Annotated in this window: 17 protein-coding genes; all 17 read left to right on the top strand. The window is 35.4% G+C overall.

Annotated elements, in window-relative coordinates; genetic code table 11:
* The first annotated feature begins 146 nt into the window (after nucleotides 1-146).
* The 17 genes from LNQ81_RS06630 (at nucleotide 147) to nuoL (ending at nucleotide 15,596) form a co-directional block, all read left to right on the top strand.
* Nucleotides 147-1,145, top strand: a complete 999-nt coding sequence (locus LNQ81_RS06630) for a beta-ketoacyl-ACP synthase III (protein ID WP_229945363.1) — start codon at nucleotides 147-149, stop codon at nucleotides 1,143-1,145.
* A 23-nt stretch (nucleotides 1,146-1,168) separates the two neighbouring features.
* Nucleotides 1,169-1,654: an acetyl-CoA carboxylase biotin carboxyl carrier protein gene (gene accB, locus LNQ81_RS06625; protein WP_229945362.1), complete on the top strand. Its 486-nt coding sequence runs from the start codon at nucleotides 1,169-1,171 to the stop codon at nucleotides 1,652-1,654.
* A gap of 71 nt (nucleotides 1,655-1,725) precedes the next feature.
* The gene (gene accC, locus LNQ81_RS06620) at nucleotides 1,726-3,078 is read left to right on the top strand and encodes an acetyl-CoA carboxylase biotin carboxylase subunit (protein WP_229945361.1); all 1,353 of its coding nucleotides are present in this window, start codon (nucleotides 1,726-1,728) and stop codon (nucleotides 3,076-3,078) included.
* Nucleotides 3,079-3,432: 354 nt separating this feature from the next.
* Complete coding sequence (locus LNQ81_RS06615) at nucleotides 3,433-4,923, top strand: IS1634 family transposase (protein WP_229945360.1); 1,491 nt, start codon at nucleotides 3,433-3,435, stop codon at nucleotides 4,921-4,923.
* A gap of 259 nt (nucleotides 4,924-5,182) precedes the next feature.
* Nucleotides 5,183-5,383: a cold-shock protein gene (locus tag LNQ81_RS06610; RefSeq protein WP_121964527.1), complete on the top strand. Its 201-nt coding sequence runs from the start codon at nucleotides 5,183-5,185 to the stop codon at nucleotides 5,381-5,383.
* 208 nt (nucleotides 5,384-5,591) lie between these two features.
* The gene (locus LNQ81_RS06605; protein ID WP_121964528.1) at nucleotides 5,592-5,957 is read left to right on the top strand and encodes an NADH-quinone oxidoreductase subunit A; all 366 of its coding nucleotides are present in this window, start codon (nucleotides 5,592-5,594) and stop codon (nucleotides 5,955-5,957) included.
* A gap of 16 nt (nucleotides 5,958-5,973) precedes the next feature.
* Nucleotides 5,974-6,525, top strand: coding sequence for an NADH-quinone oxidoreductase subunit B (locus LNQ81_RS06600; protein WP_229945359.1), 552 nt, complete (start codon nucleotides 5,974-5,976; stop codon nucleotides 6,523-6,525).
* Between the two features lies 1 nt (nucleotide 6,526).
* On the top strand, nucleotides 6,527-7,048 hold the full coding sequence (locus LNQ81_RS06595; RefSeq protein ID WP_229945358.1) for an NADH-quinone oxidoreductase subunit C: 522 nt from the start codon (nucleotides 6,527-6,529) through the stop codon (nucleotides 7,046-7,048).
* A gap of 15 nt (nucleotides 7,049-7,063) precedes the next feature.
* Entirely contained in the window at nucleotides 7,064-8,299 is a 1,236-nt protein-coding gene (locus tag LNQ81_RS06590; protein ID WP_229945357.1) for an NADH-quinone oxidoreductase subunit D, read from the top strand.
* 4 nt (nucleotides 8,300-8,303) lie between these two features.
* A complete protein-coding gene (locus LNQ81_RS06585; protein ID WP_229945356.1) occupies nucleotides 8,304-8,834 on the top strand; it encodes an NADH-quinone oxidoreductase subunit NuoE family protein in 531 nt (176 codons plus the stop codon).
* A 4-nt stretch (nucleotides 8,835-8,838) separates the two neighbouring features.
* Nucleotides 8,839-10,197 carry an NADH-quinone oxidoreductase subunit NuoF gene (gene nuoF, locus LNQ81_RS06580; RefSeq protein WP_229945355.1) on the top strand — a complete coding sequence of 453 codons (1,359 nt, stop codon included), beginning with the start codon at nucleotides 8,839-8,841 and terminating at the stop codon, nucleotides 10,195-10,197.
* 41 nt (nucleotides 10,198-10,238) lie between these two features.
* On the top strand, nucleotides 10,239-11,264 hold the full coding sequence (locus LNQ81_RS06575; protein WP_229945354.1) for an NADH-quinone oxidoreductase subunit G: 1,026 nt from the start codon (nucleotides 10,239-10,241) through the stop codon (nucleotides 11,262-11,264).
* Between the two features lie 12 nt (nucleotides 11,265-11,276).
* The gene (gene nuoH / locus LNQ81_RS06570; protein ID WP_121964535.1) at nucleotides 11,277-12,311 is read left to right on the top strand and encodes an NADH-quinone oxidoreductase subunit NuoH; all 1,035 of its coding nucleotides are present in this window, start codon (nucleotides 11,277-11,279) and stop codon (nucleotides 12,309-12,311) included.
* A 2-nt stretch (nucleotides 12,312-12,313) separates the two neighbouring features.
* Complete coding sequence (locus LNQ81_RS06565; RefSeq protein WP_229945353.1) at nucleotides 12,314-12,859, top strand: NuoI/complex I 23 kDa subunit family protein; 546 nt, start codon at nucleotides 12,314-12,316, stop codon at nucleotides 12,857-12,859.
* 2 nt (nucleotides 12,860-12,861) lie between these two features.
* Complete coding sequence (locus tag LNQ81_RS06560; RefSeq protein ID WP_229945352.1) at nucleotides 12,862-13,377, top strand: NADH-quinone oxidoreductase subunit J family protein; 516 nt, start codon at nucleotides 12,862-12,864, stop codon at nucleotides 13,375-13,377.
* Nucleotides 13,378-13,379: 2 nt separating this feature from the next.
* On the top strand, nucleotides 13,380-13,700 hold the full coding sequence (gene nuoK, locus LNQ81_RS06555; RefSeq protein ID WP_006257701.1) for an NADH-quinone oxidoreductase subunit NuoK: 321 nt from the start codon (nucleotides 13,380-13,382) through the stop codon (nucleotides 13,698-13,700).
* Nucleotides 13,701-13,706: 6 nt separating this feature from the next.
* Nucleotides 13,707-15,596, top strand: coding sequence for an NADH-quinone oxidoreductase subunit L (gene nuoL, locus LNQ81_RS06550; RefSeq protein WP_229945351.1), 1,890 nt, complete (start codon nucleotides 13,707-13,709; stop codon nucleotides 15,594-15,596).
* Nucleotides 15,597-15,602: the final 6 nt, after the last annotated feature.

Below are 15,602 nucleotides of genomic sequence, written 5' to 3'. Positions count from 1 at the left end.
CAATAAATTGTAGTTTATTCGCTTTTCAGAAATTTGTGTTTTAGCCCAAAAAAAGTACTTTAGAGCACGAAAGAACCGTTAATTCGTTTTTTTTTTGTAATTTTCGCTTCTTTTTGGAATGTTTTTATAAAGTAAAGCAATACCATATGACAAAAATACACGCAGCCATTACAGCGATTGGATGTTACCTACCAGAAGACAAGTTGACGAATGTTGACCTAGAAAAACTGGTAGACACAAACGACGAATGGATAACGAGCCGCACAGGAATTAAAGAAAGAAGAATTCTTAAAAAACCTGGAGAAGGTGCTTCATATATGGCTATTAAAGCCGCAGAAGATTTATTACGCAAATCTGGTACAGATCCTAAGGATATAGACTGTGTAATACTATCAACAGCTACACCAGATATGCCTGTAGCAATTACAGGAGTGTATGTTGCCTCAAAAATTGGAGCAACCAATGCATTTTCATTTGATTTACAAGCAGCTTGTTCTAGCTTTTTATATGGTATGTCAGTAGCTTCTGCATATATAGAATCAGGTAGATATAAGAAAGTGTTATTAATCGGGGCAGATAAGATGTCTTCGATTATTGATTATACTGACCGTGCTACTTGTATCATCTTTGGAGATGCTGCAGGAGCAGTTTTATTCGAACCTAATACTGAAGGTTACGGAGTACAAGACGAATACTTAAGAAGTGACGGCGTAGGTCGTGAGTTTTTAAAAATAGAAGCAGGTGGATCTATCCTACCAGCTAGTGCAGAAACAGTTGTAAACAAACAACACTACGTATTCCAAGATGGAAAAACAGTATTTAAATATGCTGTATCTAATATGGCTGATGTAAGTGAAAAAGTAATGCAACGCAACAATCTTACTCAAGAAGATGTGACTTGGTTAGCTGCACACCAAGCAAACAAGCGAATCATCGATGCAACAGCTCACAGAATGGGATTAGATGATTCTAAGGTATTAATGAATATCGAAAGATACGGAAATACAACGTCTGCCACTTTACCATTACTACTTTGCGATTACGAAAAACAACTTAAAAAGGGTGATAATATAATTTTCGCTACTTTTGGAGGTGGTTTCACGTGGGGTGCAATGTACTTAAAGTGGGCGTACACAGCGAAATAAAAACAACTAACCAATACATAGGTATGGACATTAGAGAGATTCAAAACTTAATCAAGTTCGTAGCGAAATCAGGTGCTACAGAAGTAAAATTAGAAATGGATGATTTTAAAATCACCATCAAAACAACTGAGGCAGGTAATACTGAAACTACTTACATCCAACAAGTACCAGTAGGTTCAGCTTTAGCTCAAGCACCGTTAGCTCAACAAAATGTAGCACCAGCTGCACCAGTAGCTGCGACAGAACCAGCTCAAACTGAAGATTCGAAATACATCACTGTAAAATCACCAATTATTGGTACATTCTACAGAAAACCTGCTCCAGATAAAGAACCTTTTGCAGAAGTAGGTAAAACGATCAAAACAGGAGACGTAGTTTGTGTAATTGAAGCAATGAAACTATTCAACGAAATAGAATCTGAGATTTCTGGTAAAATCGTTAAAGTATTAGTTGACGATGCTTCACCAGTAGAATTTGATCAACCATTATTCTTAGTTGATCCATCTTAAGAAATTTACAATATACCCATTTTACTTTCTAACAAAGTAAACACACTAAAGTTAAATTAAAGTTTCAAGAGATGTTTAAAAAAATATTAATCGCTAATAGAGGTGAAATTGCCTTACGTGTTATCAGAACATGTAAAGAAATGGGCATAAAAACTGTAGCAGTTTACTCTACTGCGGATGCAGATAGCTTACACGTACGCTTTGCGGACGAGGCTGTATGTATCGGACCCGCTCCAAGTAACTTATCTTATTTAAAGATTTCAAATATTATAGCTGCTGCTGAGATTACGAATGCAGATGCTATACACCCAGGATATGGATTCTTATCTGAGAATGCTAAATTCTCTAAAATCTGTCAAGAGCACGGTGTTAAATTCATCGGTGCTGGACCAGAGATGATCGAAAAAATGGGAGACAAAGCTACAGCTAAAGAAACAATGAAACTAGCTGGAGTACCAACAGTACCAGGATCTGAAGGATTACTAGAATCACTAGAACACGCTAAAAAAACAGCAAAAGCTATCGGTTACCCAGTAATGATGAAAGCAACTGCTGGTGGTGGAGGTAAAGGAATGCGCGAGATCTTCAAGGAAGAAGAATTAGATAAAGCATGGGAAAGTGCACGTCAAGAAGCTGCTGCTGCATTTGGTAACGATGGTATGTACATGGAGAAATTAATCCTTGATCCACGTCATATCGAAATCCAAGTAGTGGGAGATTCATACGGTAAAGCTTGTCACCTTTCTGAGCGTGATTGTTCTATCCAAAGACGTCATCAGAAATTAACAGAAGAAACACCTTCTCCATTCATGACAGATGAATTGAGACAAAAAATGGGTGATGCTGCTGTAAAAGCTGCTGAATTCATTAAGTATGAAGGTGCTGGTACTATCGAATTCTTAGTAGATAGAGATAGAAACTTCTACTTTATGGAAATGAACACTCGTATCCAAGTAGAACACCCAATAACAGAACAAGTAATTGATTACGATTTAATTAGAGAGCAAATCCTAGTTGCAGCTGGTACACCAATTTCTGGTAAAAACTACTTGCCAAAAATGCACTCTATAGAATGTCGTATCAATGCTGAGGATCCATTTAACGACTTCCGTCCATCTCCAGGTAGAATAACTACTCTACATACTCCAGGTGGTCACGGTGTACGTTTAGATACTCACGTTTATTCTGGATACTCTATTCCGCCTAACTATGACTCTATGATTGCTAAATTGATCACTACCGCTCAAACTAGAGAAGAAGCGATTAATAAAATGAGAAGAGCATTAGACGAATTTGTGATTGAAGGAATTAAAACGACAATCCCATTCCACAGACAATTAATGGATGACCCAAACTATATTGCTGGTAATTATACAACAGCATTTATGGAATCATTTGTAATGAAACCATTAGAAGAGGTTTAATCTTAATTTCTTATAAAAAAAAGGCTATTCTACATAAACAGAATAGCCTTTTTTTATTCCTTAATCACTCTACTAATCATTCACTAACAGTACTCATTTTGAAATAAAATCGGATAAAAAGAACAATAACTAGCTGTATTACAGACTACCTATAATCATCTATCGGGAAGATCACTTTCGTTAAAAAAGCTAAATAATCCAAAATCACTACTATATCTTTACAACTAATTAAAGGGATTAGAAAGAAAACAAAGCTCCTGACTTGTCCGCTTTTTATATGTTAAAATATAAAGTAATGATATTTAAGTAGTTGGTTTGTTTATTTTCGTATTTTGCTGACCTAAAGTGCATGAAATGTATAAAATCAGGAAAATTAAGTATTCTCAGGGATCTGTTTCAGTACAGGTATATAAGATTGAAAATCGCAAGCGTGTGATTGTTCGTCATATTGGTACTTCTCGTGATGAACAAGAATTAGAAAATTTACTGATTTTAGCCAGAGACTTTATTCAAAAGCTTTCAAAGCAGCTATTCCTTTTTACAGGAGACACTAATAATCAGGTTGTAAATTTAGCTCAGGTTGAATTTTTGGGTGTTTACTATAATTTCTTTTATGAGTTGATGCATAAAATAGTTATTTCAGTAGGTTTTGATAAACTTCAAAGTAGTTTCTTACTTGATTTAGCTATCATACGTATGTTAGAGCCTAGTTCTAAACTACGCTCAATATCTTTGTTAGAAGAATATTTTGGAATCAAGTATAGACGTCAAAAATATTATGATTTTGCACCAAAATGGCTTGAATTACAGAAAAAAGCAGAGCAAATCGCGGTTAGTTTTGCTCAGTTACATTACAATTTTGATTACAAATTGGTATTTTATGACGTTACTACTCTTTATTTTGAAACCTTTGAGTCAGATGAGCTTCGCAAAAATGGCTTCTCTAAAGATAATAAATCACAACAGCCACAAATTTTAGTTGCTTTAATGGTAACTAAAGATGGACTTCCTATTTCTTATGATGTGTTTGCGGGCAATACTTTTGAAGGACATACCTTTATTCCGATGATTGAACAGTTTATTCGAAGAAACCAAATTCAAACATTTACAGTGGTTGCTGATGCTGCAATGATCAGTTTGGAAAATAGCATTGCATTAAATAAAAAAGGAATAAATTTTATCGTTGGTGCTAGATTAGCTAATCTACCTAGTACCGTTATTCAAACCATAGATTCACAACTACCAAGAGAAGATGGTAAAACCTTGAGAATTAAAACTGTGACAGGAGACTTAATTTGTAGCTTTTCATCTGTACGGTTCCGTAAAGATAAATACGAGATGGAAAAGCAGTTAAAACGAGCAGAAGACCTAGTTAACAATCCAGGTCAAGGTAAAAAACTAAAATTTACGAAATCATCTGGTGAGAACATGGAAATAAATCAAAAACTCGTAGCTAAAACAACTAAACTACTTGGTGTTAAGGGCTATTATACTAATCTACCTCAAGAAAAGGCTAGCGATAAGCTTATCATAGAGCAATACAAGGAGCTGTACCGCATTGAGCAAGCTTTTAGAATATCTAAAAGTGATTTACAAACTAGACCTATTTTTCATTATAAAGAAGAACCTATAAAACTTCATATACTAATATGCTTTATTGCTTTAGTACTCTCAAAACATATAGAATTACAAACAAATTCATCAATAAAAACCTTTATACATGAATGTAAAAAGATAACAGATGCCCGATTAAAAAATAAATTAACAGGAGAAGAATTTAATATGAGAGCGTCTAGCAATCCTAAAATAGAGGATATCTTATCCAAACTAGAAGTGCTGACCTAAAACGGACAAGTCAGGAAAAAGAACAATAACTAGCTGTATTACAGACTACCTATAATCATCTATCGGGAAGATCACTTTCGTTAAAAAAGCTAAATAATCCAAAATCACTACTATATCTTTACAACTAATTAAAGGGATTAGAAAGAAAACAAAGCTGAATGATTAAATAAAAGACAAAATTTAAAAAAAAGTCCAAAAAAACTAAACTTAGTTCGAAACAAACATTATATTTGAAGATAATTTTATTTATTTCAATACAATGCATACAGGCGTAATTAAGTTCTTCAATGAAGACAAAGGATTTGGTTTCATCACTAATGAAGCTACAAAACAAGACATTTTTGTTCACATCACAGGTTTAAAATCTAAAAATGTAAACCAAGGAGATCACGTTTCTTACAACGAAGAAAAAGGTAAGAAAGGTATCATCGCAATCGATGTAGAAGTGATAGGAAATTAATTTATTTTATATAAATTTTCAATTACTAAAAAAGCCAACCATGTCATAATGGTTGGCTTTTTTTATTACAGCACCTTCTATTTATAATTAATCCAAATACATATTAAGCCAAACAAGTCAAAGACTACAACACCTACAGTTCCAAAACTTTGTAAAACGAGAACTCGAATGTATATTTGTATGTTGTATTAATATAAATACCTTACATATGCAGGCAAGTCAACTTGATTTTATCCCAATTTTGATGCAAATAGCTCTAGCGGCTGGTTTTGTATCGATGACTATTTGGGTATCTGGCAAATTAGGACCAAAGAAATCTACTAAGATTAAAGACAGTACTTGGGAATGTGGTTTAGAGTCACTAGGAAGTGCACGTATTCCATTCAATGTAAAATATTTCCTTGTAGCTATATTGTTCGTATTATTTGACGTTGAAGTAATTTTCCTATACCCTTGGGCAGTTAACTTCCTTGAATTAGGATGGGACGGTTTACTAAAAATGGGAATATTTTTATTTGTGATTCTTATAGGGCTACTATACGAATTTAAGAAAAAAGGTCTTGAATGGGACTAATAAATTAGAGAGAGAGATGAGCGATAATAAATATAACACAGTACAAGCTCCTGAAGGATATGTGGGAGAAGGATTCTTTGCTACTAAATTAAGTTCAGTAGTAGGGTTAGCACGAGCAAATTCGATGTGGCCTCTTCCATTCGCAACATCTTGTTGTGGAATTGAGTTCATGGCAACTATGGCAGCTACGTATGACGTAGCTCGTTTTGGTTCAGAGCGTATGAGTTTCTCACCAAGACAAGCTGATATGTTAATGGTTATGGGTACTATTTCTAAAAAAATGGCCCCTATATTAAGACAAGTATATGAACAAATGGCTGAACCTAAATGGGTAATCGCTGTTGGTGCATGTGCATGCTCTGGAGGGATTTTTGATACATACTCAGTACTACAGGGAATAGATAAAGTAATTCCAGTAGATGTTTATGTTCCCGGATGTCCACCAAGACCTGAGCAAATCCTAGATGGCGTTTTACGTTTACAAGAGATAGTAAAATCAGAATCAGTTAATCGCAGAGGTTCTCAAGAATATGATGAATTATTAAATTCATACAACTTAAACAAATAGTATGGCTTTAGATAACACTACAATACAAAAGAAGCTAATTGACACATTTGGTTTGTCAGTGAGTGAGTTTCATGAACAACATGGGATGTTGTCATTTGAAGTTGCAACTAATGCTACACATGATGTGCTTAAGTTCTTAAAAGAAGATGACGAGATGAATTTTAACTTCCTAACGGATGTTTGTGGAGTTCATTACGCAGATTTACCTTCAGAAAAACAACTAGCAGTAGTCTATCATATGCACAACTGGATAGATAACGTTAGAATCCGCTTTAAGACTTTCTTAGATATCAAGAATCCTGTGGTTGATTCAGCTACAGATTTATTTAAAAGTTCAAACTGGCAAGAAAGAGAGACGTATGATTTTTATGGAATTATCTTTAAAAATCACCCTCAACTAAAGAGAATTTTAAATATGGACGAGATGGAATCTTTCCCATTAAGAAAAGAATTCCCTATGGAAGATGCAGGAAGAACAGACAAAGACGATAGATTCTTCGGAAGAACAGTTCACAATTCTTAACTTAAAGCAGTAACTATGTCAGACTTATTATTACCTCCTGAAAAGCGCTACGCTAAACTTATTGAAGAAAAGTTTCAAGAAGACGGGACAGAATTACAGATACTTAACTTAGGACCTACACACCCTGCTACTCATGGTATTTTCCAAAACATCATATTACTTGATGGAGAGAAAGTAGTAGAAGGAGAAGGGACTGTCGGATATATTCATAGAGCATTTGAGAAAATCGCTGAAAACAGACCTTTTTATCAAATCAATGTTCTAACAGATCGTTTAAACTACTGTTCATCTCCAATCAACAATACTGCTTGGTGGTTAACTGTAGAAAAGGCACTTGGTATTGAGATTCCTAAAAGAGTACAATACTTACGTGTAATCGTAATGGAACTTGCTCGTATTGCTGACCACATCATTTGTAGTTCAGTTATGGGAGTTGATACAGGAGCCTTAACAGGTTTCTTATACGTATTCCAATACAGAGAAAAAATATATGAAATATTCGAAGAAATTAGTGGTGCACGTTTAACTACTAATATGGGAAGAATAGGTGGATTCGAAAGAGAATGGTCACCTAAAGTATTCCAACTTATCGAAGAATTTCTAAAAGAATTCCCTCCTATTTGGTCTGAATTTGAAGGTCTACTTACTCGTAATAGAATCTTCATGGACAGAACAATCAACGTAGGTGGTATCTCTGCTGAAGAAGCTATAAACTTCGGGTTTACAGGTCCAAACTTAAGAGCTGCAGGTGTTGACTATGATGTACGTGTAGCTACACCATACTGTTCTTACGAAGACTTTGATTTCGAAATACCAGTAGGTACAAGCGGAGACTGTTACGACAGATTCTGTGTACGTAATGCTGAAATCTGGGAAAGTTTAAAAATCATAAGACAAGCTTTAGATAAGATGCCAGAAGGTCCTTATCATGCAGATGTACCAGACTACTATCTTCCTCTTAAAGAAGATGTTTATACAAACATGGAAGCCCTTATATACCACTTTAAAATTATCATGGGAGAGGTACCTGTACCAGTTACAGAACTATATCACCCAGTAGAAGCTGGTAATGGAGAATTAGGTTTCTACTTAATCACTGATGGTAGTAGAACTCCTTATCGTTTACACTTTAGAAGACCTTGTTTTATCATCTACCAAGCGTACAATGACATCGTAAAAGGTGGTATGCTATCAGATGCAATTATCACTCTGTCAAGTATGAATATTATCGCAGGAGAATTAGACGCTTAAGACTATGGAAGTAAAAAAATACAAACAAGACATAAATATCACACCAGAGTTGCAACAACGCATTGATGAGTTGATTAGCCACTACCCTGCTGATAAAATAAAATCTGCCTTATTACCAGTATTACATGAAGTACAAGATGCTCATGACAACTGGCTAAGTGCAGAGTTAATGAATAAAGTAGCTGAAATATTAAACATAACACCTATCGAGGTATATGAGGTGGTTACATTCTATACAATGTACAACCAAAAACCTGTAGGTAAGTATATGTTCGAATTCTGCTTAACATCATGCTGTGGTATCAGAGATGCTGATGATATGATGGAATATACTTGTGAAAAACTTGGAGTAAAACCTGGAGAGACAACGCCTGATGGTATGTTCTCTGTAGTAGGTGTTCAATGTTTAGGTGCTTGTGGATATGCTCCTATGATGCAATTAGGGGATTTCTATAAAGAACACTTAACAAGAGAAAAAATAGATAAAATCATCGAAGATTGTAAAGCTGGCAATGTAATTCTTCACGACAAATAGTAATATGGCAACAAAAATATTATTAGATAAAATCAATATTCCAGGGATTAAGTCTTACGAGGTTTATCGCCAAAATGGTGGTTATGCTTCAGTAGAAAAGGCTCTTAAATCTATGACTCCTGATGAAATAACAGAAGAAGTAAAAGCTTCTGGTCTAAGAGGTCGTGGAGGTGCAGGATTCCCTGTTGGATTAAAATGGAGTTTCATCGATAAAAAGTCTGGCAAACCAAGACACTTAGTTTGCAATGCTGATGAATCTGAACCAGGTACTTTTAAAGACCGTTTCTTAATGGAACATATTCCTCACTTATTAATTGAGGGAATGATTACATCAAGTTTCGCTTTAGGGGCTAACCTATCTTACATCTATATTCGTGGAGAATATATGTGGGTATTTAAAATCTTAGAGAGAGCTATCAAAGAAGCGTATGCTGCTGGATGGCTTGGTAAAAATATATTAGGAACAGACTACTCATTAGATTTACATGTGCACTGTGGTGCAGGAGCGTATATCTGTGGTGAAGAGACGGCTCTAATCGAATCACTGGAAGGTAAAAGAGGTAACCCTCGTATTAAACCTCCATTCCCTGCTATCAGTGGATTATGGGGTAATCCTACAGTAGTAAATAACGTAGAATCTATTGCTAACGTGCCTTGGATCGTTAATAATTCAGGAGAAGCTTACTCAAAGCTTGGGTTAGGTAGATCTGCTGGTACAAAGCTAATCTCAGCTTCAGGTCATATCAAAAAACCAGGAGTATATGAGATAGAAATGGGAATCACTGTACACGAATTTATTAACTCTGATGAATACTGTGGTGGTATGATTGATGATCGTCCAATTAAAGCATTAGTACCTGGAGGTTCTTCAGTGCCAATCTTACCAGAACATTTAATCTACAAAACAGCTAACGGAGAAGATCGTCTGATGACATACGAATCACTATCTGATGGAGGTTTTGAAACAGGTTCAATGTTAGGTTCTGGAGGTTTCATTGTATATAATGATACTGCTTGTATCGTTAGAAACACTTGGAATTTCGCTCGTTTCTATGCTCATGAGAGCTGTGGACAGTGTTCACCATGTCGTGAAGGTACAGGATGGATGGAAAAAGTATTACACCGTATCGAAACAGGTAATGGTACTATGGATGATATCGACCTATTATGGAACATCCAAAGTAACATAGAAGGAAATACAATTTGTCCATTAGGAGATGCTGCTGCTTGGCCAGTTGCTGCTGCTATCAGACATTTTAGAGAAGAATTTGAATATCACGTTTTATACCCAGAGAAAGTTAAGAACAGAGACCATTATGTCAACGAACCTTTCTCAGCAGTAAAACACTTGATCAATAAATAATATACGCTGACTATATATTCAGCTTAAACAAAGCACAGTTTATGAAAGTTACTATAGACGGACATGAAATAGAAGTAGAACCAGGAACATCCATTCTACAAGCGGCAAGAATGATAGGAGGCGAATCAGTACCTCCAGCAATGTGCTACTATTCTAAATTAGAAGGTACAGGAGGTAAATGTAGAGCTTGTTTAGTAGAAGTTTCTAAAGGAAGTGAAGCTGATCCACGTCCGATGCCTAAACTTATGGCTTCTTGTAAAACAGGAGTTATGGATGGTATGGAAGTGAAAAGTATTACTTCTCCTAAAGTACTTGAAGCACGTAAAGCAGTTACTGAGTTTTTGTTAATCAATCACCCTCTTGACTGTCCAGTATGTGACCAAGCAGGTGAATGTGACTTACAGAACCTTGCTTTTACTCACGGTAAAGAACAAAAGAGATTTAAAGAAGAAAAGAGAACATTCGCTCCAGAGAATATCGGAGAGAATATCCAACTTCACATGAATCGTTGTATCCTTTGTTACCGATGTGTAAAAACTGCTGAGCAACTTACAGATAGTCGAGTACATGGTGTATGTGGACGTGGAGATCACGCACAAATATCAACATACATCTCTGCTGCCATAGATAATGAATTCTCAGGAAACATGATCGATGTATGTCCTGTGGGAGCTCTAACAGATAAGACATTCCGTTTTAAATCACGTGTTTGGTTTAACAAACCATATAATGCACATAGAGACTGTCCTACATGTTCAGGAAAAACTACAGTATGGATGTTCGGAGAAGAAATTCAAAGAGTTACTGCTCGTAAAGATGAATTCCACGAAGTAGAGGAATTTATCTGTAACAGCTGTCGTTTTGATCACAAAGACACAAAAGATTGGGTTATAGAAGGACCTCGTAAATTCGAGAAATTCTCAGTTATCAATCAAAATAACTACACTAGAAAATTAGATACTGTAGTTATGAAAACTGAAAAACAAATCTTAGAAGGTCGTGAGCAAGATCGCTTAAAGATTAGTATGAAGGAGATTCCTTTTACAGATAACGAATCAAAAGAATAAAACGGCATAAGTATGGATAAAACTATTATTATAGATAAAGCAGTTATTATTGTAGTTGTGTTTGCAGTTACAATGCTTATGGCGATGTATGCTACTCTTGCTGAACGTAAGATTGCTGCTTGGATACAAGACCGTATAGGTCCTAACCGTGCAGGTAAAGGTGGTTTATTACAACCTTTAGCAGATGGTTTAAAATTATTTGCTAAAGAAGAGACTCAACCAAATACACCGAATAAATTCTTATTCAAATTTGGTCCTTTCCTTGCGATGACATTAGCACTTATGACAAGTGCTGTTATTCCATGGGGAGATAAGTTTCATTTATTTGGAAGAGATATAATTCTTCAAGCAGCTGACTTAAATGTTGGTCTACTATACATAATCGCAGTACTTTCTGTAGGAGTTTACGGTATTATGATTGGAGCTTGGGCTTCTAATAATAAGTATTCTCTTATGAGTGGTATTCGTGCAGCTTCTCAGATGATTTCTTATGAGATTGCAATGGGGCTTTCATTAATAGGTCTTCTATTAATGACACAAACACTAAGTATGCGCGAAATAGCATTACAACAAGCAGGAATGAACTGGAACGTATTCTACCAACCAGTTGGTTTCTTAATCTTTTTGATTTGTTCTTTTGCAGAGACTAACCGTGCACCATTCGATTTAGCAGAATGTGAGCAAGAGCTTATCGGAGGATTCCATACAGAATATTCTTCTATGAAGATGGGATTCTTCTTATTCGCTGAATATGCTAACTTATTCATCTCATCTACTATCATCGCTGTTTTATACTTCGGAGCGTATAACTATCCAGGTATGTCATGGGCAGTAGAAAATTGGGGTGTGAATATCGCAAACGTAATCGGTATTTTTGCTTTATTTATTAAGATCTGTTTCTTCATATTTGTTTATATGTGGGTGCGTTGGACTTTACCACGTTTCCGTTATGACCAATTGATGAACTTAGGGTGGAAGTCATTAATTCCACTTGCATTGTTAAATTTAGTGGTTACAGCTATTGTAATCCTACTTATAAAAGGTTAAGCATGTCGACAAATACTTACTCATTATCAGGAAGAAAAAAGGAAGTTTCTAATAAGACACTTACTTGGACTGAGAAGATCTACTTAGTAGCTATCTTCAAAGGAATGATGGTTACTTTAAAACACATGTTTAAAAAGAAAGTAACGATCGCTTATCCAGAAAAAACACGACCATTCAGTGATGTCTATCGTGGTAGACACACATTAATGCGTGATGACGAAGGAAGAGAGCGTTGTACAGCTTGTGGTTTATGTGCTTTATCTTGTCCTGCGGAAGCTATCTCTATGAAAGCAGCAGAACGTACAGCAGATGAAATGCACTTATATCGCGAAGAGAAATATGCAGAGATATATGAAATCAATATGTTGCGTTGTATATTTTGTGGTTTATGTGAAGAGGCTTGTCCAAAACAAGCTATCTACTTGACTAAATCTAAACAAATAGCTAAAGCTGATACTTCTCGTGATAGCTTTATCTTCGGAAAAGACAAATTAGTTATGCCTCTTGATGCGGCAATTGCAAATACGAAACAACAGAATCAAGCTTAATCATGGTAGAAATATTATTTTATATCCTTTCGACTATTACACTCGGGAGTGCAGTCCTTACCCTATTGAGCAAGAATCCTATCCATAGTGCACTATGGTTAGTTGTTAGTTTCTTTTCAATAGCTGGTCACTATATTCTTTTGAACTCTCAGTTCTTAGGTATGGTACACATCATGGTATATTCAGGAGCGATTATGATCTTAATGTTATTTACGATCATGTTGATGAACCTTAATATTAGCCACGAGGTCTCTAAGCCGATTATCACTAAAGTAGTTGCTACTATAGCATTCTGTTTAGTAGGTTTATTGTTACTTTCTATTACTATGCGTGGAGCTCAAACTTATGAATTACAATATGCAAATCATGGTCAAGACTTCCAATCTGTACAAGTATTAGGTAAAGTATTATTAAATGAATACGTAATGCCTTTCGAAATGGTATCAGTTCTATTATTGTTAGCAATGATAGGTGCTGTACTAATCTCTAAAAAGGACAAAACCGATAAAGAAGCATAATTATGGAGAATGTAATTGAAATAATTGGTATTGACAGATACATTTACCTATCGATCATCTTATTCTGCATCGGGGTATTTGGTATTCTATATAGACGTAACGCAATTGTGATGTTTATGTGTATCGAGATTATGTTGAACTCAGCTAATATGTTATTAGTAGCGTTTTCAACTTATCATCAAGATGCACAAGGACAGGTATTCGTATTCTTTACTATGGCAGTAGCCGCAGCAGAAGTAGCTGTAGGTCTCGCTATCTTAGTAACGATATACAGAAATATTGGATCAATTGATATTGATAAATTAAAAAACTTAAAAGGATAATTCCGCATGGATACGAACGTAATTTTACTTTTATTATTGGCTCCTCTAGTAGGGTCACTAATCAATATTTTCTTCGGAAAGAAATTAGGTAATAGTGCTGGAATGATTGCTACCCTTGCAGTTTTAGTTTCATTCATTATTACAATAATTGCATTTGTACAAGTAAATGGTACAAATGAACCGATACAAGTTGACTTGTTTAACTGGATCGCTACAGAGAGATTTAATATCTCTTTTGGATTCTTACTTGATCAGCTTTCTTTATTATGGTTATTGTTTGTAACAGGTATTGGTACGCTTATACACTGGTACTCTACTAGCTATATGAAAGGCGATGAGAACTATGGAAAGTTCTTTGCTTACCTTAACCTATTTATCTTCTTTATGGTGGTATTAGTAACAGGTAGCAACCTTCTTATTACATTCATTGGATGGGAAGGAGTTGGACTATGTTCATACTTACTTATCGGATTCTGGCATAAGAACCAATCTTACAATGACGCAGCTAAGAAAGCCTTCATCATGAACCGTATAGGGGATTTAGGATTCTTAGTAGGTGTATTTATCTTAGCTTTCTTATTCCAGTCATTAGATTATATGACTATTAAGCAAGCTATTTTAAGTGGAACTAACTACCAAGTGAATACTTGGATTGGTTTTGCTGCATTAGCGTTATTCATTGGTGCTGTTGGTAAGAGTGCTCAGATTCCATTATACACATGGCTACCAGATGCGATGGCAGGACCAACTCCTGTGTCTGCATTAATCCATGCTGCTACAATGGTTACAGCGGGTATCTTCTTAATCACAAGACTTAACTTTGTATTTGACCTTGCACCACAAGTGCAAAACATCATTGCTATCGTAGGAGCGTTCACTGCTCTATTTGCAGCAACGATTGGTCTAGTACAAAACGACATCAAAAAAGTGTTAGCGTACTCTACAGTATCTCAATTGGGATTAATGTTTATGGCTATCGGTTTTGGTGCTTACGAGATAGCAGTATTCCACGTGATTACACACGCTTTCTTTAAAGCATGTTTATTCCTAGGTTCTGGATCGGTAATTCACGCAATGGGTGGAGAACAAGATATGCGTAGAATGGGTGGTTTACAGCCATTCATGAAGGTTACTTATCTTACATTCTTAGTTGCTACTCTAGCAATATCTGGATTCCCTCTAATGTCAGGTTTCTTCTCTAAGGACGAAATCTTATTGATTGCTTTTAATCACAATATCGTTCTTTACGTTATTGCTTCATTAGCGTCTATTATGACAGCATTCTATATGTTCCGTTTATTCTTCTTAACATTCAAAAAGAACTTTAGAGGAACACAAGAACAAAAGAATCACTTACACGAAAGCCCTTCTTCGATGACTACACCATTAGTTATCTTAGCTGTTCTTTCTATCTTCGGTGGATTAATCAGCTTACCTAATGGGTACTCTTGGTTAAACGAATTTTTAAAACCTGTTATTGTAAATACAGTAACTAAGCATACTCACGCCTTAGGTATTTTAGAATACTCATTAATGGGAGTAGCTACTATCGGATTCATCATCGGACTATACTTAGCTTATAATAAATATATCCAAAAAGGTGAAGTACCTCAAGAAGACGACAAAATCGTTGGTTTCCACAAAGTACTTTATAACAAGTACTACATCGATGAGATTTATCAAAAAGTCTTTATCAACCCTATATACACTCTTGCGACATTCCTAAGAGACGTAGTAGAAGTAGCATTATCTGGAACTATATTTGGTTTAGGAAAGATAGCAGACGGGTTATCATTACAAGGTAAAAAAGCGCAAAACGGTAATATCGGGTTGTACTTATTCGCTTTTGTATTCGGAATCTGTTTGATTTTATATTATTTATTCATTGCAAGATAACTTAGA

The sequence above is a fragment of the Myroides oncorhynchi genome (genome assembly GCF_020905415.1).
In the GTDB taxonomy this organism is placed as follows: Bacteria; Bacteroidota; Bacteroidia; order Flavobacteriales; family Flavobacteriaceae; genus Flavobacterium; species Flavobacterium oncorhynchi_A.
The sequence above is the reverse complement of the archived record's forward strand: the minus strand, read 5'-3'. Positions and strand labels throughout refer to the sequence as shown.